The following is a 20179-nucleotide window of genomic DNA, read 5'->3' as shown; positions in this document are numbered from 1 at the left end:
CACCCATCCCGGTCCTCAAGCATCGGTGCGCCCACGCGCGTTGCGCCCATGCGAGGTGCGCCCAGCGCTGGCGAGCCAGCACCTCCAGGGCCGGGGCAGGGGCGGCTCATGGAGCGAAGTCAAGGAGGAGCCGCGCGCAGCGCGGCGGGGGACATGAGCGGAATGGGCCGCCCCGGTCCCGGCCCGGGCGCGAACCAGCGCCTGAACGACGCGGGGGCCCGGGCGTGGGCGGGGTTCGAAAGACGCTCCTACCCGAGCGTGAATCAACGCCACACGCCGGCCCCGGCGTGAACCGATGCGGTCAACGCCCCCGGCGGCGGTTCCCGCTCAGCCGACGACCTTGGCGATCGACTCGCAGACGTAGTCGATGTTCTTGCTGTTCAGCGCGGCCACGCAGATGCGGCCGCTGTCCACGCCATAGACACCGAACTCGCTGCGCAGGCGCACCATCTGGTCCTTGCTGAGACCGGAATAGCTGAACATGCCGACCTGCTGGGCGATGAAGGACATGTCCTGCTTCACGCCGGCGGCCTTGAGCTTTTCGACCAGGGCCACGCGCATCTGCTTGATGCGCTGGCGCATGCCCGCCAGTTCCTCTTCCCACTGGGCGCGCAGGGCCGGGGTGTTCAGCACCGTGGCCACCACCTGGCCGCCGTGCGTGGGCGGGTTGCTGTAGTTGGTGCGGATCACGATCTTCAGCTGGGACAGCACGCGCGAGGCCTCCTCGGCGCTGGCGCACAGCACCGACAGGGCGCCCACGCGCTCGCCGTACAGGCTGAAGCTCTTGGAGAACGATGTGGAGACGAAGAAATCCTGGCCGGAGGCCACGAACTTGCCGATCACCGCGCCGTCCTCGGCGATGCCCGAGCCGAAGCCCTGGTAGGCCATGTCCAGGAAGGGCACCAGCTTCTTCGCCTTCGTCGCGGCGACCACCTGGTCCCACTGGGCGGGCGTCAGGTCGTAGCCGGTCGGGTTGTGGCAGCAGGCGTGCAGCACCACGATGGTGCCTTCGGCGGCCTGGTTCAGGGCCGTCAGCATGCCGTCGAAATTGATGCCGCGACGCGCCGCGTCGTAGTAGGCGTAGGTCTCGACGGTGAACCCGGCGTTGGTGAACAGCGCGCGGTGGTTCTCCCAGCTGGGGTCGCTGATCAGCACCTTGGCACTGGGGCTGATGCGCTTGAGGAAGTCGGCGCCGATCTTCAGGCCGCCGGTGCCGCCCAGGGCCTGCACGGTGGCCACGCGCTTGCCCTTGACGGGCTCGGAATCGGCACCAAATACGAGGCCCTGCACGGCGGCGTCATACGCGGCGATGCCGTCGATGGGGAGGTAGCCACGCGCCTTGGGGGCTTCCATCATCTGCTTCTCGGCCGCCCGCACGCATTCCAGCAGGGGCAGCTTGCCGTTGTCGTCGTAGTACACGCCCACGCCGAGGTTCACCTTCTTGGGGTTGGTGTCGGCGTTGAACTGCTCATTCAGACCCAGGATGGGGTCGCGGGGGGCCATCTCGACGGCAGAGAAGAGAGACATGGAATTCCTTGGGATGTTGGGCTCGCGGCCGTGCGCTGGCACGGCCGGCCGGATGTGCGGTACGCTGTCCGGCTTCCCTGAATTTTAGCCGCGCCTGCCAACCCCATTCCCATGCCTGAGATTGCCGACGCCACCGAGACGAAGAAGGGCCAGTTCGTGAGCTTCCCCGGCTCGCCCTTCGAGCTGTTCCAGCCCTATGCGCCGGCGGGCGACCAGCCCGTGGCGATCGAGAAGCTGGTGGAGGGGGTGAACGACGGCGAGGTGTTCCAAACCCTGCTGGGCGTCACCGGCTCGGGCAAGACCTTCACCATGGCCAACGTGATCGCCCGCCTGGGCAAGCCGGCCATCGTGTTCGCCCCCAACAAGACCCTGGCGGCCCAGCTGTACAGCGAGTTCCGCGAGTTCTTCCCGAAGAACGCGGTGGAGTACTTCGTCAGCTACTACGACTACTACCAGCCCGAGGCCTACGTCCCGCAGCGCGACCTGTTCATCGAGAAGGACAGCTCGATCAACGAGCACATCGAGCAGATGCGGCTGTCGGCCACCAAGAGCGTTCTGGAGCGCCGCGACACCGTGATCGTGGCCACCGTGTCGGCCATCTACGGCATCGGCGCCCCCGAGGACTACACCCAGATGCGCTTCATCTGCCGGGTGGGCGACAAGATCGGCCAGCGCGACGTGATCGGCCAGCTGATCCGCATGCAGTACAACCGCAACGAGCAGGATTTCTCGCGCGGCACCTTCCGCGTGCGCGGCGACACCATCGACGTCTTTCCCGCCGAGCACAGCGAGCTGGCGGTGCGGCTGGAGCTGTTCGACGACGAGATCGAGTCCATCCAGCTGTTCGACCCGCTCACCGGCCGCATCCGCCAGAAGGTGCCGCGCTTCACCATCTACCCCTCCAGCCATTACGTGACGCCGCGCGAGAAGGTGGTGTCCGCGGTGGAAAGCATCAAGGCGGAGCTTGCGGAGCGCCTCAAGGAGCTGGTGGCCGATGGCAAGCTGGTGGAAGCCCAGCGACTGGAACAGCGCACGCGCTTCGACCTGGAGATGCTGGCCGAGGTGGGCCACTGCAAGGGGATCGAGAACTACACCCGCCACCTCTCTGGCGCGCCCCCCGGTGCGCCGCCTGCGACCCTGACCGACTACCTGCCCAAGGACTCGATCATGTTCCTGGACGAGAGCCACCAGATGATCGGCCAGCTGGGCGCCATGTACAACGGCGACCGGGCCCGCAAGACCACGCTGGTGGAGTACGGCTTCCGCCTGCCCTCGGCCATGGACAACCGGCCGCTGAAGTTCGAGGAGTTCGAGGCGCGCATGCGGCAGGTGATCTTCGTCTCCGCCACGCCGGCCGCCTACGAGCAGGAGCATGCCGGCCAGGTGGTGGAGCAGGTGGTGCGCCCGACCGGCCTGGTGGACCCGCAGGTCGAGGTGCGGCCCGCCACCCACCAGGTGGACGACGTGCTGCAGGAGATCCGCATCCGCACTGAGAAGAACGAGCGGGTGCTGATCACCACCCTCACCAAGCGCATGGCCGAACAGCTCACCGACTACCTGGGCGACAACGGGGTCAAGGTGCGCTACCTGCACTCGGACATCGACACCGTGGAGCGGGTGGAGATCCTGCGCGACCTGCGACTGGGCACCTTCGACGTGCTGGTGGGCATCAACCTGCTGCGCGAGGGCCTGGACATCCCCGAGGTGTCGCTGGTGGCCATCCTGGACGCCGACAAGGAAGGTTTCCTGCGCGCCGAGCGCTCACTGATCCAGACCATAGGCCGGGCGGCGCGCAACCTGAACGGCCGGGCCATCCTGTACGCCGACCAGATGACCGAGTCCATGAAGAAGGCCATCGGCGAGACCGAGCGGCGTCGCGCCAAGCAGATCGCCCACAACGAGGCCCACGGCATCACTCCGCAGAGCATCCGCAAGGAAGTGCGCGACCTGATCGACGGGGTCTTCAGCGAGAAGGCCAGCCGCGAGCAGGAAAAGCATGAGCTGCAGCGCGCCATGGCCCAGGACCTGTCCGAAAAGGACGTGGCCAAGGAGATCAAGCGCCTGGAAAAGCTCATGCTGGAGCACGCCCGCAACCTGGAATTCGAGAAGGCGGCGCGGGTTCGCGACCAGCTCGCCGTGCTGCGCGAGCAGGCCTTTGGCGGGCCCGGCCACGACAACGTGATCCCCATCGCCTCCGCTGGCCGCAGCTGAGCGGCCGGGCCGGCCCGCCGGGGCACCTCATCCGGCCCCCTCCTGACATTCTGGTGGCGGGAGCAGGAACTCCCACCCGCTGTTGCGAGTCAGTACCCGAGCGAATTGGCGGGTCTTCTGGTATACTTGACCGAAAGACTCAAGAAACAGCAAACGAGGGATAGCCAAGCAAAGGAGCTTGCGATGCGTCTCACCACGAAAGGCCGCTTTGCGGTCACCGCGATGATCGATCTGGCACTGCGCCAGAACAATGGACCTGTGACGCTGGCGGCCATCAGCCAGCGCCAGCAGATTTCGCTGTCCTACCTGGAACAGCTGTTCGGCAAGCTGCGCCGCCATGAGCTGGTGGAATCCACCCGCGGGCCGGGCGGTGGCTACACGCTGGGCCGCAAGGCCGGCGACATCACCGTCGCCGACATCATCGTGTCGGTCGACGAGCCGATCGATGCCACCCAGTGCGGCGGCAAGGAAAACTGCCAGGGCGACGGCGGCCGCTGCATGACCCACGAGCTGTGGGCGCAGCTGAACCAGCGCATGGTCGAATTCCTGGATTCCGTGACCCTGCAGAAGCTGGTCGACGACCAGCTCGCCAAGGGCGTGCAGGTGGAGGACAAGCCGGTCGCCAAGCGCGCCATCTCGTCCCAGCCGGTGGTCAAGCCGATCCGCGTGAACGCCCCCAATTCGGTGTTCGCGCTCGGCAATTCCTTCGCCAAGTCCTGAACCCGAAGTCCTGATTCATTTCCCGCAAGAAGAAGACATGACGCCCCATTTCCCGATCTACCTGGATTACGGAGCCACGAACCCTGTGGACCCGCGCGTGGTCGACGCGATGATCCCCTGGCTGCGCGAGCACTTCGGCAACCCGGCTTCGCGCAGCCACGCCTGGGGCTGGGAAGCGGAAGAGGCCGTGGAGAAGGCGCGCCAGCAGGTGGCCGACCTGATCAACGCCGACCCGCGCGAGATCGTCTGGACCTCGGGCGCCACCGAGTCCGACAACCTGGCGATCAAGGGTGCGGCCCACTTCTACCAGGGCAAGGGCAAGCACCTCATCACCGTCAAGACCGAGCACAAGGCCGTGCTGGACACCATGCGCGAGCTGGAGCGCCAGGGCTTCGAGGTCACTTACCTGGACGTGCAGGAAGACGGCATGCTGAGCATGGATGCGCTGAAGGCCGCGATCCGGCCCGACACCATCCTGATCAGCGTGATGTGGGTGAACAACGAGATCGGCGTCATCCAGGACATCCCGGCCATCGGCGCCATGTGTCGCGAAAAGGGCATCATCTTCCACGTCGACGCCGCCCAGGCGACCGGCAAGGTGGAGATCGACATGAAGAAGGTGCCGGTCGACCTGATGAGCCTGGCCTCGCACAAGACCTACGGCCCCAAGGGCATAGGCGCCCTGTACGTGTGCCGCAAGCCGCGCGTGCGCATCGAGGCGCAGATGCACGGCGGCGGCCATGAGCGCGGCATGCGCTCGGGCACGCTGCCCACCCACCAGGTGGTGGGCATGGGCGAGGCCTTCCGCATCGCCAAGGAAGAAATGGCCCAGGACAACGAGAAGGCGCGCCGCCTGCAGAAGCGCCTCCTCGACGGCCTCAAGGACATCGAGCAGGTGTTCATCAACGGCAACCTCGAGCACCGGGTGCCGCACAACCTGAACATCAGCTTCAACTTCGTCGAAGGCGAGTCGCTGATCATGGGCATCAAGGGCCTGGCGGTCTCGTCCGGCTCGGCCTGCACCTCCGCCTCGCTGGAGCCCAGCTACGTGCTGCGCGCCCTGGGCCGCAGCGACGAGCTGGCCCACAGCAGCCTGCGCATGACCATCGGCCGCTTCAGCACCGAAGAGGAAATCGATTACGCCGTCAACACGATCCGCGAGAACGTGGCCCGCCTGCGCGAGCTGTCGCCCCTGTGGGAGATGTACCAGGACGGCGTGGATCTCTCGACCATCCAGTGGTCGGCGCACTGAATCTGAGGAGAATAGAACATGGCTTACTCGCAAAAAGTTGTTGATCACTACGAGAACCCGCGCAACGTCGGGTCCTTCGACAAGGGTGACGATTCCGTCGGCACCGGCATGGTGGGCGCGCCCGCCTGCGGCGACGTGATGAAGCTGCAGATCAAGGTGAACCCGAGCACCGGCGTCATCGAGGACGCGCGTTTCAAGACCTACGGCTGCGGCTCCGCCATCGCGTCCAGCTCGCTGGTGACCGAATGGGTCAAGGGCAAGACCCTGGACGAGGCGGCGGCACTGAAGAACAGCCAGATCGCCGAGGAACTGGCCCTGCCGCCGGTGAAGATCCACTGCTCCATCCTGGCCGAGGACGCCATCAAGGCCGCGGTCGAGGACTACAAGAAGAAGCACGTGCAGTGAGCGAGACCACGATGGCGATCACCCTGACGGAGGCCGCGGCCCGGCACGTCAGCCGCTACCTCAGCAAGCGGGGCCGCGGCGTCGGCGTGCGCCTGGGCGTGAAGACGACCGGCTGCTCGGGCCTGGCCTACAAGCTCGAGTACGTCGACGAGATCGCGCCCGAGGACCTGGTCTTCGAGGAACACGGCGTGAAGGTCATGGTCGATCCCAAGAGCCTGGCCTACATCGACGGCACCCAGCTGGACTTCGTGCGCGAAGGACTGAACGAAGGCTTCAAGTTCCACAACCCGAACGAGCGCGACCGCTGCGGCTGCGGCGAAAGCTTCCGCGTCTGACGGGGGCCGGCCGTGCAGCTGCAGTCGGATGATTTCGAGCTGTTCGGCCTGCCTGCGCGCTTCGCGCAGGAGCGCGCCGCGATCGATGCGCGCTGGAAGGAACTTCAGCGCGAGGCGCACCCCGACCGCTTCGCGTCCCAGGGCGCTGCCGCGCAGCGCGTGGCGCTGCAGTGGTCGGTGCGCATCAACGAGGCCTACCAGCGCCTGAAGGACCCGCTCAAGCGGGCCGCCTACCTGTGCGAGCTGCGCGGCGCCCCCATCGAGGCCGAGAGCAACACCGCCATGCCGGCGGCTTTCCTCATGGAGCAGATGGAATGGCGCGAGGCCCTGGACGAGGCCGGCAGCGAGTCCGACCTGGACGCGCTGCAGGAGCAGCTGGGCCGAGCCCGCCGCGCCGCGCTGGAGGCGATCCGCGTCGCGCTGGACGAGCAGGCTGACGCCGCGGCTGCAGCCCGGCAGGTGAGAGCCCTGATGTTCATCGAGCGTTTCGCGCAGGACGTCGATGCCCGCTTCGAGCAACTGGGACAATAACGCCCCATGACGTCCCCAAGAGGCCCGCACTGATGGCCCTGCTCCAGATCTCCGAACCCGGCCAGTCCCCCGATCCGCACCAGCGGCGCATCGCGGTGGGCATCGACCTGGGCACCACCCATTCGCTGGTTGCGGCTGTCCGCCACGGCGTGGCCGAGTGCCTGCCCGACGGCGAGGGCCAGGTGATCCTGCCCTCGGTGGTGCGCTACCTCGAGAACGGCGGCCGCCAGATCGGCCACGCCGCCCAGGCGGCGCAGGCCGAGGACGCCGAGAACACGATCGCCTCGGTCAAGCGCTTCATGGGCCGCGGCCTGGCGGACATCGCTGGCCGCGAGAAGCTGCCCTACCGTTTCATCGACAAGCCCGGCATGGTGGCCCTGGCCACGCGCGCGGGCGAGAAGTCGCCGGTGGAGGTGAGCGCCGAGATCCTGGCCACGCTGCGCTACCGCGCCGAGGACAGCTTCAACGACGACCTCTATGGCGCCGTGATCACGGTGCCTGCCTACTTCGACGACGCGCAGCGCCAGGCCACCAAGGACGCGGCGCAGCTGGCGGGCATCAACGTGCTGCGCCTGATCAACGAGCCCACCGCGGCAGCCATCGCCTACGGCCTGGACAACGCCTCCGAGGGCGTCTATGCCGTCTACGACCTGGGCGGCGGCACCTTCGACATCTCCATCCTGCGGCTGTCGCGGGGGGTGTTCGAGGTGATCGCCACCGGCGGCGATTCCGCCCTGGGCGGGGACGACTACGACCGCGCGCTGGCCGACCTGGCGCTGGCCAGGGCGGGCCTCGCCTCCGCCAGCGCGGGTGACAGGGCCGCGATCAAGATGGCGGCCCGCGCCGCCAAGGAGCGCCTGTCCAGCGAGGATGCGGTGGTGCTGGAAGCCCTGATGGCCGGCCAGCCCTTGCGCGTCGAGCTCACGCGCGCCGACTTCGAGTTCGCCACCCAGGACCTCACGGCCCGCACCATGGCCGCCGTGCGCAAGGCCCTGCGGGACGCGAAGCTGGCACGCGACGAGGTGCAGGGCGTGGTGATGGTGGGCGGCTCCACCCGCATGCCGCAGGTGCAGGCGGCGGTGGCCGAATTCTTCGGCCGGGCGCCCCTGAACAACCTCAACCCCGACGAGGTGGTGGCCCTGGGGGCCGCCATCCAGGCCAACCAGCTGGCGGGCAACGATACGGCCGGCGACCTGCTCCTGCTGGACGTGATTCCCTTGTCGCTGGGTGTGGAGACCATGGGTGGGCTGGTGGAGCGCATCGTCGCCCGCAACGAAACCATTCCCACGGCCAAGGCCCAGGACTTCACCACCTACAAGGACGGCCAGACCGCCATGGCCATCCACGTGGTGCAGGGCGAGCGCGACCTGGTGCAGGACTGCCGCAGCCTGGCGCGTTTCGAGCTGCGCGGCATCCCGCCCATGGCCGCCGGGGCCGCCCGCATCCGTGTCACCTTCACGGTCGATGCCGACGGCCTGCTGGGCGTCAGCGCCCGGGAGCAGGGCAGCGGCGTGGAAGCGCGCATCGAGGTGAAGCCCTCGTACGGGCTGTCGGACGACGAGATCGCGCGCATGCTGCGCGAAAGCTTCAGCACCGCCGAACAGGACGTGAAGGCGAGGGCGCTGGCCGAGGCCCGGGTGGACGCCGACCGCATGCTGCTGGCCACGCGCAGCGCCCTGGAGGCCGACGGGCAGCTGCTGCCCGCGCAGGAGCGCGCCCACATCGATGCGCTGATGGAATCGCTGCAGGCCATCGCGCGCAACAGCAACGACGCCGCCGCGATCGAGCAGGCCACCGAGGCGCTGGCCAAGGGCACCGAAGCCTTCGCCGCCGAGCGCATGAACCACAGCATCCAGAAAGCCCTCGCCGGGCGCAACGTCGAGGCGATCTGAACCATGGCCGTGATCCGAATCCTGCCCCATCCCGAGTACTGTCCGGAGGGCGCGGAGATCCAGGCGCCCGCAGGCACTTCGATCTGCGAGGCGCTGCTGGACAACGACATCAAGATCGAGCATGCCTGCGACATGAGCTGCGCCTGCACCACCTGCCACGTGATCGTGCGCCAGGGCGGCAACTCGCTCAACGAGCCCGACGAGAGCGAGGAAGACATGCTGGACCGCGCCTGGGGCCTGGAGCCGCAGTCGCGCCTGTCGTGCCAGGCCATCGTGGCGCAGCAGGACCTGGTGGTCGAGATCCCGAAATACTCGATCAACCACGCCAAGGAAAACCACTGAGCGCGGGCCTGGCCTGAGGCCATGCCCCGCCGGGTCCCTTGGCGGTTGTACGGGCCGTCAGGCGATCGAGAAGCCGCCGTCCACCGGGATGGCCGTGCCGGTGATGAAATCGCTGGCCGGGCTGGCCAGGAAGGCGGCGATGCCGGCCAGGTCTTCCGGCACCCCCCAGCGGCCGGCGGGCGTGCGCGCGAGCACGCGCTCGTTCAGGCCCGCCACCTGATCGCGTGCGCCCTGGGTGAGCTCGGTGTCTATCCAGCCCGGCAGCACGGCGTTCACCTGGATGTTGTCCACGGCCCAGGCCGTGGCGATGGAACGCGTGAACTGCACGATGCCGCCCTTGCTCGCGCCGTAGGCGGCAGCGTAGGGCGCACCCAGCAGGGACATCATCGAGCCGATGTTGATCACCTTGCCGCCCTGGCGCCTGAGCCAGGGATGGGCCGCCTTGCTGCACAGGAACGCGCTGGTGAGGTTGGTGTCCATCACGTGGCGCCATTCGTGCAGCGTCAGCTCCTGGGGCAGCTTGCGCACCGTGGTGCCGGCGTTGTTCACCAGGATGTGCAGCGCCCCATGCTTGTCGCCCACCTGGGCGACCATGCGCTCCACCTCGCCCTCGTCGGTCACGTCGGCCTCCAGGGCCTCGGCCTTCAGGCCCAGGGTGCGCAGCCGGTGGGCCGCCTCGCGCGACTTCTCGGCGTTGCGCCCGGCCAGCACCACCGTCGCCCCGGCGCGGGCGATCCCCTGCGCCATGCCCAGCCCGATGCCGCCGTTGCCGCCCGTGACCAGGGCCACCTTGCCATGAAGATCGAACATTCGTGCTTTCCTTCGCTGTGCGCGTGTGAACGCCTCAAGCATAATCCGCGGCCATGCGACAGATCGTCCTCGACACCGAAACCACGGGCCTGTCGGCGGAAGCCGGCGACCGCATCATCGAAATCGGCTGTGTGGAACTGGTCTCGCGCAAGCTGACCGGCAACAACAAGCACTTCTACCTCAACCCCGAGCGCGACAGCCACGAGGACGCGCTGAAGGTGCACGGCATCAGCAACGAGTTCCTGCGCGACAAGCCCAAGTTCGCGGCCGTGGCCGAGGACCTTCTGGCCTACCTGCAGGGGGCCGAGATCATCATCCACAACGCGGCCTTCGACGTCGGCTTCCTCAACAAGGAGCTGGAGCTGTGCGGCCTGCCGCCGCTGCGCGCGCATGTGGCCCAGGTGACCGACACGCTGGCCATGGCCAAGGAGATGTTCCCGGGCAAGCGCAACAGCCTGGACGCGCTGTGCGACCGCCTGGGCGTGGACAACTCGGCCCGCACGCTGCACGGCGCCTTGCTGGACGCCGAACTGCTGGCCGACGTGTACATCAACCTCACGCGCGGCCAGGATGCGCTGCTGATCGACATGGCCCCCGGCGAGGCCGTGGGCGGCATCCGCACGCAGGTCGACCTGCGCGCTTTCACGCTGCCAGTGTTGCTCGCGAACGAGCAGGAAGCCGCTGCGCACGAGGACGTGCTCAAGCAGCTGGACAAGGCCAGCGGCGGCAAGACGCTGTGGCGGAGCTGGTCTGAATCTGTGGCATAATTTCGGTTTCCGGCGCTGGTGAACTTCAGCAGCGACGAGGGTGATTAGCTCAGCGGTAGAGCACTGCCTTCACACGGCAGGGGTCGCAGGTTCAAACCCTGCATCACCCACCAAAGAAACAAAAGCAAACGCCACCTTCGGGTGGCGTTTTGCTTTGCGTCGTGAGCAGGCACGCCACGGCTGGCACGCCTCCCCGATGCCTCTTATGATGAGTTGCCGCGATAACTCAACCAGATGCGGGGGATGCATGCCGGGGACTCAAGAATCATTGCCGGCCGACGGCGTCCACCGCGTGGTGATCGTGGGCGGCGGCGCGGGCGGGCTGGAGCTGGCCACGCGCCTGGGTGACACGCTGGGCCGCAAGGGCAAGCTGCAGGTCACGCTGATCGACAAGAACCGCACCCACGTCTGGAAGCCCAAGCTGCACGAGATCGCGGCCGGCAGCATGGACCTCGGGCTGCACTCGGTCGACTACCTGGCCCAGGCCCACTGGCACGGGTTCCAGTTCCGCATCGGCGAGCTGGAGGGCCTGGACCGCGACCGCCGCGTGGTCCAGTTGCGCCCCTGGCTCGACGAGCGCGGCCGGGAAGTGGCACCCGCCTCCGAGGTGCCCTACGACACGCTGGTGCTCGCCATCGGCAGCTTGAGCAATGACTTCGGAACCCCGGGCGTGCGCGAGCATGCGATGCGCCTGGAGTCGCAGGCCGATGCCAAGGCCTTCCACTCGCGCATGATCAATGCCTGCCTGCGCGCCCAGCTACAGCCCGGCCCCGTGGGGCAGGGCCAGCTGCACGTCGCCATCATCGGCGCGGGGGCGACAGGCGTGGAACTGGCCGCCGAGCTGCACCGCTCGGTGCGGGAAATGGTCTCCTACGGGCTGGACCGCATCGACCCGCAACGCGACCTCAAGGTCATGGTGATCGAGGCGGCCGAGCGCATCCTGCCCGTGTTGCCCGAGCGACTGTCCAAGGCGACCACGCACCTGCTGCACAGCCTGGGCGTGGAGGTGCTGACCAACGCCCGGGTGTCGGAAGTCACCCCGGGCGGCGTCTGCCTGGCCGATGGGCGTGTGCTCGCGGCCGAACTGGTGGTCTGGGCCGCGGGCGTGAAGGCGGCTGACTTCCTCAAGGACATCGGGGGCCTGGAGACCAACCGGCTCAACCAGCTGGTCGTGTTGCCCACCCTGCAGACCACGCGCGACCCCGACATCTTCGCCATCGGCGACTGCGCGGCCTGCCCCTGGCCGGAGGCCGGGCCGGGCCGGCCGCCCGTGGTGCCCCCGCGCGCCCAGGCGGCGCACCAGCAGGCCAGCCACCTGCGGGTCCAGATCCGGCGTCGCCTTGCGGGCCGCCCGCTGGTGCCCTACCGCTACCGCGATTTCGGCTCGCTCGTCTCCCTGGGCGAGTACAGCACCGTGGGCAACATGATGGGCGGCCTGATCGGCGGCAGCATGATGATCGAGGGCGGCTTCGCCAAGATGATGTACCTCTCGCTGTACAAGATGCACGAGCTCGCGCTGCACGGCTGGGCCAAGGTCGCACTGGACACGCTGGCCCGCCTCATCACGCGACGCACCGAGCCGCACGTGAAGCTGCACTGAGTCCTGGCGCCTGCACGCAGGGCCGGGACGCGGGTAGTTATTGTCGTGCGCGGCGCGATGTCGTGCTGCCCCCGGCTCGTGGTCACTCCCGTTGACACCCTACAAGCCCAAGCGCATCCTTGCCGCCCAACAAGGGGGTGGGATGAGGCGTTTTTCAAGAACCTGGCTGTTTCTGTTCTTTGCCGCGACGCTCGCGCTCGCGGGCTGCGCCTCGCAAGACTTGCGCAAGGCGCCCCGGCCGGAGGACGTCGGCCTGTCGACGCCGGCGCTGCAGGCCTACACGGAGGCGCTTCGCGCCAAGGTGGACGCCGGCGAGATCCCCGGTGCGGTGCTGCTGGTGGCCCGCGACGGCAAGGTGGCCTGGGAGCTGGCGCTGGGCTGGCGCGACCGCGAGGCCAAGGTGCCCATGAGCACCGACTCGCTGTTCCGCATGGCCTCCATGACCAAGCCGGTCACGGCGGTCGCGGTCCTGATGCTGGTCGACGAGGGCAAGATCCGGCTGAACGACCCGCTGTCGAAGTTCATCCCCGAGTTCGCCGGCGTGCAGGTCGGCGTGGAGTCGGTGGACGCGGCCGGCAAGCCGCAACTGGCGCTGGAGCCCGCGAAGGCACCGATCCGCATCATCGACCTGCTGCGCCACACCTCGGGGCTGACCTACGGCATCTTCGGCCACTCCCTGGTGAAGTCGCGCTACAACGCCGCGAACCTGTTCGACAGCAACCAGACCAATGCGGAGTTCGGCGCGAAGATCGCGCGCCTGCCGCTGCAGTGGCAGCCCGGCTCGCACTGGGAGTACAGCATGTCCTTCGACGTGCTGGGCCGCGTCGTCGAGGTGGCCTCGGGCATGGAGTTCAGCGAGTTCCTGCGTGCCCGGCTCTTCACGCCGCTTCGCATGGACCACACCGGCTTCAGGGTGGACGCCGCGCAACTGCCCCTGCTGGCGCAGCCCCAGGTCAACCCTGCCACCGGCAAGCGGCCGGCCATGTGGGAGGTCGAGAAGTCGCCGCGCTGGGCCGCGGGCGGCCACGGGCTCGTGTCCACCGCGGACGACTACGCGCGCTTGTGCCAGATGCTGCTCAACGACGGTGTGCTCGACGGCGTGCGCATCCTCAGCCCGCAGTCGGCGCGCATGCTGCACACCGACGTCCTGCAGACGCCGCTGCCCGGCCCCACGCCGAAGGTGAGCATCTCATCGCCCTCCGTCGACAACGGCAACGGCTTCGGGCTGGGCGTCGTGGTCCGCACGGCGCAAGGCGGCAATGACATCCCCGGCTCCATCGGCGACTACGGCTGGTTCGGCTTCTACGGCACCCTGTTCTGGATCGACCCGAAGCAGAACATGTTCGCCATGCTCCTGGTCCAGGTGCCTTCGCCGGCGAACCTGCCCCTGCGCCGCGCGGCCCGGGAAGCCGTGTACCGGGCCGTCCTGAAGTGAGGGGCCCGACCCGCCTGCGGGCCTGAGCGGCCGGGGCTCGGCCAGCCCGTCAACCGCCTCAGGACCGGTGGCGCATCGCGGCCAGCGGCAGCCGCAGTTCGCCCAGGGCCCAGACGCCCCAGGCGGCCACGCCCAGCACCGCGCCCAGGCCGCACACCGCGGGCCAGCCGCGCCAGGTGTAGGCCCAGCCGGACAGCGCGGAGCCCAGGGCCCCGCCGATGAAATACAGCGTCATGTACACGGTGGTGATGCGGCTGCGCGCGCGCTCGTCCAGGCGGTAGATCTCGCTCTGGTTCGAGATGTGGGTGCCCTGCAGGCCGAGGTCCAGCACGATGACGCCGGCCACCAACGCCGCGGTGGACGAGGGCGCGGCCGCCAGGGCGGCCCAGCTCGCCACCGTGACGACGAGGAAGCCTCCCGTCGAGAGGCGGGCCCAGCCGCGGTCGGCGATGCGGCCCGCGAAGCGCGCGCTGAGCGCACCGACCACGCCGGCCAGCGCGACCGAGCCGATCGCGGCCTCCCCCGCGCCGCGCGAATCCTTGAGCATGAAGCCCAGCGCGGTCCAGAAGGCGGCGAAGCCGGCGAACGAGAGGCCGCCGACCAGTCCTCGCCGGCGCAGCACGGGCTCGTTCAGGGCCAGCTGCACGATGGACACCATCAGCGCACGCCAGCCGCCCGTGGCCGTGGGTGGCACGCGCGGCAGGCGGCGGCCGCACATCCAGGCGAACAGGGCCATCAGCGCCGCGGCGATCAGGTACACCGCGCGCCAGCCCATCAGCTGGGCCACCACGCCCGAGGCGAAGCGCGCCAGCAGGATGCCCAGCAGCAGGCCGCTCATCACGGTGCTCACCACGCGGCCGCGCCGCGCGACGGGCGCCAGGTGGGCGGCCATGGGCACCAGGACCTGCGCGGCAACGCTGGTGAGCCCCACCAGCACCGAGGCGGCCATCAGCATGTAGACATTCGGCGCGAGCCCCATGCCGCAGAGGAAGACGGCGGTGAGGCTGGTGCAGGCGACCAGCAGGCTGCGGCGCTCCAGCAGGTCGCCCAGCGGCACCAGGAACAGCAGGCCGCAGATGTAGCCCAGCTGCGAGACGGTGACGAGAAAGCCCGCGTGGCTCGCGCCGATGCCGAACTGTTGCGCCAGCAGCGGCAGCAGGGGCTGCACGAAGTAGTTGCTGGCGACGCACAGGCCCGCGCCGGCGGCCATGAGGCGCACGGTCTGGGGCGACAGGGGCGCGGCGGGATCGCCGCCCGGGGCGGCAGGGGTCGTCTGGGACACGGAAGGGGATGCAGCAGCGGGGAAGGGACGCGCATTGTGGGCCCTCGCCACCTTGCTGGCTTCCAGTCAGGTTCAAGCCCCCGCAGCCCGACCCTGTGTCTCAGCCTGAGAACATTTGCAGGGTTCCGGGTTAACCCCGGCTGGGCCAGCAGCGAAATTCACTATGTTGCGTTCGGGGCTGGCGAAAGCCGACCCCCACGCGACAAGGCCGGGCGCGATTCCCCGGCCGCAGGAGAAGAGAGCGAGACCAGGCATGGCAGTCAATTTCAAGATCAATGGCAAGGCCGTCTCGGCCAATGCCGAAGCGGATACCCCGCTGCTGTGGGTGATCCGGGACGAGATCGGACTCACCGGGACCAAATTCGGTTGCGGCAAGGCGCTGTGCGGCGCCTGCACCGTGCACCTGAACGGCAAGCCCGTGCGTTCCTGCCAGACCCCGCTGTCCGCGGTGCAAGGCCAGGACGTCGCCACCGTCGAGAGCCTGTCCACCGACAACACCCACCCGCTGCAGGTGGCGTGGATCAAGCACGACGTGCCGCAGTGCGGCTACTGCCAATCCGGCCAGCTGATGAGCGCCGCCGCGCTGCTGGCCGGCAACAAGAACCCGACCGACAACGACATCGACCAGGCCATGAGTGGCAACGTCTGCCGTTGCGGCACCTACCCGCGTGTTCGCGCGGCCATCAAGGACGCCGCCGCGTCCATGCGCAAGGCCTGAAGGAGCACACGGACATGAACCAAACGACCGAAACCTCCCGCCGCGGCTTCCTCAAGGGCACCGCCGCACTCACCGGCGGCCTGCTGGTGGGCGTCGCCGTCCCCGGCCTGAACAAGCCGGCGAACGCCGCCGCCACGCTGCACACCCCGAACGCCTGGGTGCACATCTCCGACGACAACGTCATCACGCTGCTCACCGCGCGTTCCGAGATGGGCCAGGGTGTCTACACCTCCATGCCCATGCTGATCGCCGAAGAGCTGAACGTGCGGCTCGACCAGATCCAGGTCGCGGTGGCGCCGCCCGACAAGGCCTATACGAACGACCTGCTGGGCGCGCAGATCACCGGCGGCTCGACCTCCGTGCGCGACGGCTGGGAGAAGCTGCGCATCGCCGGCGCCCAGGTGCGCGAGATGCTGCTGATGGCGGCTGCCAAGCGCTGGAACGTGGACCGCAGCGCGCTGCGCGCCGAGGACGGCATGGTGCTGGGCCCGGACGGCAAGAAGGCCACCTACGGCGAGCTGTCGGCCGACGCCTCGACCATGCCCGTCATCGCCAAGCCGGCGCTGAAGGACCCCAAGGATTTCCGCATCGTCGGCAAGCGCACCCGCCGCCTGGACACCCCCATGAAGGTGAACGGCACGGCGCAGTTCGGCATCGACGTGAAGCTGCCCGGCATGGTCTACGCCAGCATCGAGCAGTGCCCCGTGATCGGCGGCAAGCCCAAGTCCTATGACGACTCGGCCGTCAAGGGAATGCCCGGCGTGCTGGCGGTGGTGCAGGTGGCCGATGGCGTGGCCGTGGTGGCCGACAGCTACTGGCGCGCCCAGAAGGCCCGCCAGCAGCTGAAGGTGACCTGGGACGAAGGCAGCGTCGCCGCCCTCGACCACAACAGCATCATCGGTGGCACCCGCGCCGCGCTGGACACCGTGGAGCCGATCGACATCGTCAAGCCCAAGGGCGACGTGAAGACCGCGATGGCGGGCGCCGCCAAGGTGGTGAAGGCCGAGTACGTGACGCCCCTGCAGGCCCACGCGCCCATGGAGCCCATGAACTTCACCGCCAGCTACGAGAACGGCAAGGTGCTGGTGATCGGCCCCACGCAGTTCCAGCAGGGCGCGCAGGGCGCGGTCGCGGCCGCGGTGGGCGTCAAGCCCGAGGACGTGACGCTGCGCACCACCTTCCTGGGGGGCGGTTTCGGCCGCCGCCTGGAGCTGGACTTCATCAGCCAGGCCGCGCAGATATCCAAGGCCGTGGGCCGTCCGGTCAAGCTGGTGTGGAGCCGTGAGGACGACATGTCGCACGACTTCTACCGCCCGGTGGGCGTGAACCGCCTGCAGGCCGGCCTGGACGCCAACGGCATGCCGGTGGCGCTGCACTTCCAGGTGGCTTCCCAGTCGGTGACGCAGCGCGCCTTCGGCCTGCCGCCCAAGACGCTGGACCCGTTCATGGCGGAGGCCTCGGTCACCGGCTACGCGGTGCCCAACACCCGCCACGACCTGATCATCCATGACACCGGCTTCCGCGTCGGCTACTGGCGTGCGGTCAGCCACAACATGAACGCCTTCGCCAACGAGAGCTTCATGGACGAACTGGCCCACGCGGCAGGCAAGGACCCGTATGAGTACCGCCTGGCCCTGCTGAAGGACCAGCCGCGCTTCGCGAACGTGCTGAAGCTGGCGGCGCAGAAGGCCGGCTGGGCCACGCCGCCCGCGGCCGGCCGCGCCCGCGGTATCGCGCTCATGGAAGGCTATGACACCTACATGGCGCAGGTGGCCGAGGTCAGCCTGGACAAGGACGGCGAAGTGCGCGTGCACCGCGTGACCATCGCCGCCGACGTCGGCCAGATGGTCAACCCCGACACCGTCGAGGCGCAGATCATGTCGGCTGTCGTGTTCGGCATGGGCGCCGGCCTCAAGCAGGAGATCACGATGGAGAAGGGCCGCGTGCAGCAGTCCAACTTCCACGACTACCCGGTGGTGCGCATGTACGAGACGCCGGTGATCGACATCGTGCTCGTCAAGAGCACCGAGAAGCCGGGCGGCATCGGTGAGCCTGCCACGGCGCTGGTGGTGCCGGCGATCGCCAACGCGGTCGCCACGCTCACCGGCAAGCGCGTGCGCAAGCTGCCCATGACGGCGCAGGCGATCCGCACCGCCACGGCCTGAACGAGACTCCGAGGGGAACTGCGGCGCCTTCGGGCGCCGCTTTTTTTTGCTCAGGCGGGCGGGGCGCCGCGGGCCAGGTGCTGGGCCAGGTGGTCCACGAAGGCCCGCACGCGCGACAGGTGCTGCAGCCGTGCCGGGTAGACGGCGTGGATGTCCGCCGGCGGCGCCTGCCATTGGGGCAGCAACTGCACCAGCCGGCCGCTGCGCAGGTAGCGCGCCACGTCCCACTCGGCCCGCAGCACCACGCCCAGCCCGGCGAGGGCCCAGCCCACCGCCACTTCGCCGTCGTTGGTGGACAGCCCCCCGGCCAGGCGCACGGCTTCCTGGCGCCGCCCGGTGGCCAGTCGCAACAGGCCCTGCACGTCGTCGGCCTGGCGGATCGCGATGAAGTCATGCTGGGCCAGCTCGGCCGGGCTGCGTGGCGCGCCGCGGGCGGCCAGGTAGCCGGGCGATGCACACAGCAGGCGCCGGTTCGGGGCCAGCTGGCGCGCCACCAGTCGGGAGTCAGGCAGGGCGCCGAAGCGCACGCAGACATCCCAGGCGTCCTCCGCCGCGGCGGGCGGCGAGGCCGAGAGCTGCAGCTGCACGTCGACCCGCGGGTGCCGCCGGCGGAAGCTGGCCACGGCCGGAGCCACCTGCATGCGGCCGAAGCCCAGCGTGGCATTGACGCGCAGCAGGCCGGCGGGTTCCTGGGTGGCGCCCTGCAACTGCTGGCCCAGGGCTTCGATCTCGCCGACGATGCGGCGCCCGCCCTGGAGCAGGGCCTGGCCTTCGGGCGTCAGCGCCAGGCGGCGCGTGGTCCGGTGCAGCAGCGTGACGCCCAGCTTCTGCTCCAGCGCCGCCAGGCGCTTGCTGATCGCGGGGGTGGTCAGCCCCAGCTCGCGCGCGGCGGCCGTGAGGCTGCCGCAGCGCACCAGCAGGCTGAAGAACTGCAGGTCCTGGGAGGCGAGGGGCGTGGGCGGGGTCATTGTTGAATCCAGGCTCAAGAATGCCTTGAATCCTGTCGTGTGTGCAAGGCCGGCCACCGGCCTACAGTGGCGGCTCCATGGAGGTTCATCTCATGAAGCGCTACAAGATCGCCTGCATCCCCGGCGATGGCATCGGCAAGGAAGTGGTTCCCGCGGGGCAGCAGGTGCTGCAGGCCCTGGCCGAGGGCGGCGCCGGGTTCGCCTTCGAATTCCGCAGCTTCGACTGGGGCGGCGACTTCTACCGCGCCCATGGCCGCATGATGCCGGAGGACGGCCTGGAGGCGCTGCGGCCCATGGACGCGATCCTGTTCGGCTCGGCCGGCGACCCGCTCATCCCCGACCATGTGACGCTGTGGGGCCTGCGGCTGAAGATCTGCCAGGGCTTCGACCAGTACGCCAACGTGCGGCCCACGCGCATCCTGCCGGGCATCGACGCCCCGCTCAAGCGCTGCACCCCGGCCGACCTCGACTGGGTGATCGTGCGCGAGAACTCCGAGGGCGAGTACGCCGGCGTGGGCGGACGCGCCCACCAGGGGCATCCGATCGAGGTGGCGACCGACGTGAGCATGATGACGCGCGCCGGGGTGGAGCGCATCATGCGGTTCGCCTTCCGCCTCGCGCAGTCGCGCCCGCGCAAGCTGCTGACGGTGGTGACCAAGTCCAACGCGCAGCGCCACGCCATGGTCATGTGGGACGAGATTGCCCTGCAGGTCAGCCGTGAGTTCCCCGACGTGCGCTGGGACAAGGAGCTGGTGGACGCCTGCACCGCGCGCATGGTGAACCGCCCGGCCTCGCTGGACACGCTGGTGGCCACCAACCTGCATGCCGACATCCTGAGCGACCTGGCGGCCGCGCTGGCCGGCAGCCTGGGCATCGCGCCCACCGGCAACATCGACCCGGAACGCCGCTACCCCAGCATGTTCGAGCCCATCCACGGCTCGGCCTTCGACATCATGGGCCAGGGCCTGGCCAACCCCGTGGGCACCTTCTGGAGCTGCGTGATGCTGCTGGAGCACCTGGGAGAAGCGGAGGCGGCTAGCCGCCTGATGGCGGCGATCGAATCCGTCACCGCCGACCCGGCGCTGCACACCCGGGACCTGGGCGGCCGCGCGACCACCGCGCAGGTGACCGAGGCCGTCTGCGCGCGCCTGCGCCGCTGAGAGAGCGCGCACCCGGGACGCGAGGACGCCGACCGGGGCGACACAACCCACCCCAAGGA

General features: G+C 69.0%; 18 protein-coding genes and 1 tRNA gene. 15 read left to right on the top strand and 4 right to left on the bottom strand.

Annotated elements, in window-relative coordinates:
* Positions 1-327 precede the first annotated feature (327 nt).
* The gene (locus IM725_RS11205; RefSeq protein ID WP_193780676.1) at positions 328-1527 is read right to left on the bottom strand and encodes an amino acid aminotransferase; all 1200 of its coding nucleotides are present in this window, start codon (positions 1525-1527) and stop codon (positions 328-330) included.
* A gap of 111 nt (positions 1528-1638) precedes the next feature.
* On the opposite strand from IM725_RS11205, the gene uvrB reads away from it, so the two are divergent.
* The 8 genes from uvrB (at position 1639) to fdx (ending at position 9215) form a co-directional block, all read left to right on the top strand.
* Complete coding sequence (gene uvrB / locus IM725_RS11200) at positions 1639-3738, top strand: excinuclease ABC subunit UvrB (protein ID WP_227753752.1); 2100 nt, start codon at positions 1639-1641, stop codon at positions 3736-3738.
* Positions 3739-3921: 183 nt separating this feature from the next.
* A complete protein-coding gene (iscR, locus tag IM725_RS11195; RefSeq protein WP_193780675.1) occupies positions 3922-4458 on the top strand; it encodes a Fe-S cluster assembly transcriptional regulator IscR in 537 nt (178 codons plus the stop codon).
* A gap of 37 nt (positions 4459-4495) precedes the next feature.
* Positions 4496-5710: an IscS subfamily cysteine desulfurase gene (locus IM725_RS11190; protein WP_193780674.1), complete on the top strand. Its 1215-nt coding sequence runs from the start codon at positions 4496-4498 to the stop codon at positions 5708-5710.
* 18 nt (positions 5711-5728) lie between these two features.
* Complete coding sequence (iscU, locus tag IM725_RS11185; RefSeq protein WP_193780673.1) at positions 5729-6115, top strand: Fe-S cluster assembly scaffold IscU; 387 nt, start codon at positions 5729-5731, stop codon at positions 6113-6115.
* Positions 6116-6126: 11 nt separating this feature from the next.
* A complete protein-coding gene (gene iscA, locus IM725_RS11180; RefSeq protein ID WP_193780690.1) occupies positions 6127-6450 on the top strand; it encodes an iron-sulfur cluster assembly protein IscA in 324 nt (107 codons plus the stop codon).
* Between the two features lie 12 nt (positions 6451-6462).
* A complete protein-coding gene (gene hscB, locus IM725_RS11175; RefSeq protein ID WP_193780672.1) occupies positions 6463-6981 on the top strand; it encodes a Fe-S protein assembly co-chaperone HscB in 519 nt (172 codons plus the stop codon).
* A 32-nt stretch (positions 6982-7013) separates the two neighbouring features.
* Positions 7014-8873 carry a Fe-S protein assembly chaperone HscA gene (gene hscA / locus IM725_RS11170; RefSeq protein WP_193780671.1) on the top strand — a complete coding sequence of 620 codons (1860 nt, stop codon included), beginning with the start codon at positions 7014-7016 and terminating at the stop codon, positions 8871-8873.
* 3 nt (positions 8874-8876) lie between these two features.
* On the top strand, positions 8877-9215 hold the full coding sequence (fdx, locus tag IM725_RS11165) for an ISC system 2Fe-2S type ferredoxin (RefSeq protein WP_193780670.1): 339 nt from the start codon (positions 8877-8879) through the stop codon (positions 9213-9215).
* A 57-nt stretch (positions 9216-9272) separates the two neighbouring features.
* On the opposite strand, the gene IM725_RS11160 is transcribed toward fdx, so the two are convergent.
* Positions 9273-10025: an SDR family NAD(P)-dependent oxidoreductase gene (locus tag IM725_RS11160; protein ID WP_193780669.1), complete on the bottom strand. Its 753-nt coding sequence runs from the start codon at positions 10023-10025 to the stop codon at positions 9273-9275.
* A 53-nt stretch (positions 10026-10078) separates the two neighbouring features.
* Here IM725_RS11160 and dnaQ point away from each other — a divergent pair, with 53 nt between their 5' ends.
* From dnaQ to IM725_RS11140, 4 genes are all read left to right on the top strand, one after another.
* Positions 10079-10792, top strand: coding sequence for a DNA polymerase III subunit epsilon (gene dnaQ / locus IM725_RS11155; protein ID WP_193780668.1), 714 nt, complete (start codon positions 10079-10081; stop codon positions 10790-10792).
* Between the two features lie 38 nt (positions 10793-10830).
* Positions 10831-10905, top strand: a tRNA-Val gene (locus IM725_RS11150).
* Positions 10906-11060: 155 nt separating this feature from the next.
* On the top strand, positions 11061-12392 hold the full coding sequence (locus IM725_RS11145; RefSeq protein WP_193780667.1) for an NAD(P)/FAD-dependent oxidoreductase: 1332 nt from the start codon (positions 11061-11063) through the stop codon (positions 12390-12392).
* Between the two features lie 142 nt (positions 12393-12534).
* The gene (locus IM725_RS11140; RefSeq protein ID WP_193780666.1) at positions 12535-13827 is read left to right on the top strand and encodes a serine hydrolase domain-containing protein; all 1293 of its coding nucleotides are present in this window, start codon (positions 12535-12537) and stop codon (positions 13825-13827) included.
* 58 nt (positions 13828-13885) lie between these two features.
* Here IM725_RS11140 and IM725_RS11135 read toward each other — a convergent pair whose 3' ends face one another.
* A complete protein-coding gene (locus IM725_RS11135) occupies positions 13886-15109 on the bottom strand; it encodes an MFS transporter (RefSeq protein ID WP_287066560.1) in 1224 nt (407 codons plus the stop codon).
* Between the two features lie 253 nt (positions 15110-15362).
* On the opposite strand from IM725_RS11135, the gene IM725_RS11130 reads away from it, so the two are divergent.
* Positions 15363-15827: a (2Fe-2S)-binding protein gene (locus IM725_RS11130; protein ID WP_193780665.1), complete on the top strand. Its 465-nt coding sequence runs from the start codon at positions 15363-15365 to the stop codon at positions 15825-15827.
* A 14-nt stretch (positions 15828-15841) separates the two neighbouring features.
* Positions 15842-17992: a xanthine dehydrogenase family protein molybdopterin-binding subunit gene (locus tag IM725_RS11125; protein ID WP_193780664.1), complete on the top strand. Its 2151-nt coding sequence runs from the start codon at positions 15842-15844 to the stop codon at positions 17990-17992.
* A 50-nt stretch (positions 17993-18042) separates the two neighbouring features.
* Here the strand turns inward: IM725_RS11125 and IM725_RS11120 are convergent, their stop codons facing one another.
* Positions 18043-18960: a LysR family transcriptional regulator gene (locus IM725_RS11120; protein ID WP_193780663.1), complete on the bottom strand. Its 918-nt coding sequence runs from the start codon at positions 18958-18960 to the stop codon at positions 18043-18045.
* A gap of 92 nt (positions 18961-19052) precedes the next feature.
* Between IM725_RS11120 and IM725_RS11115 the strand changes: the two genes are divergently transcribed.
* A complete protein-coding gene (locus IM725_RS11115; protein WP_193780662.1) occupies positions 19053-20120 on the top strand; it encodes a tartrate dehydrogenase in 1068 nt (355 codons plus the stop codon).
* The last annotated feature ends 59 nt before the right edge of the window (positions 20121-20179 follow it).

The sequence above is a fragment of the Ramlibacter aquaticus genome (assembly GCF_015159745.1).
GTDB classification, from domain to species: domain Bacteria; phylum Pseudomonadota; class Gammaproteobacteria; order Burkholderiales; family Burkholderiaceae_C; genus Ramlibacter; species Ramlibacter aquaticus.
The sequence above is the reverse complement of the archived record's forward strand: the minus strand, read 5'-3'. Positions and strand labels throughout refer to the sequence as shown.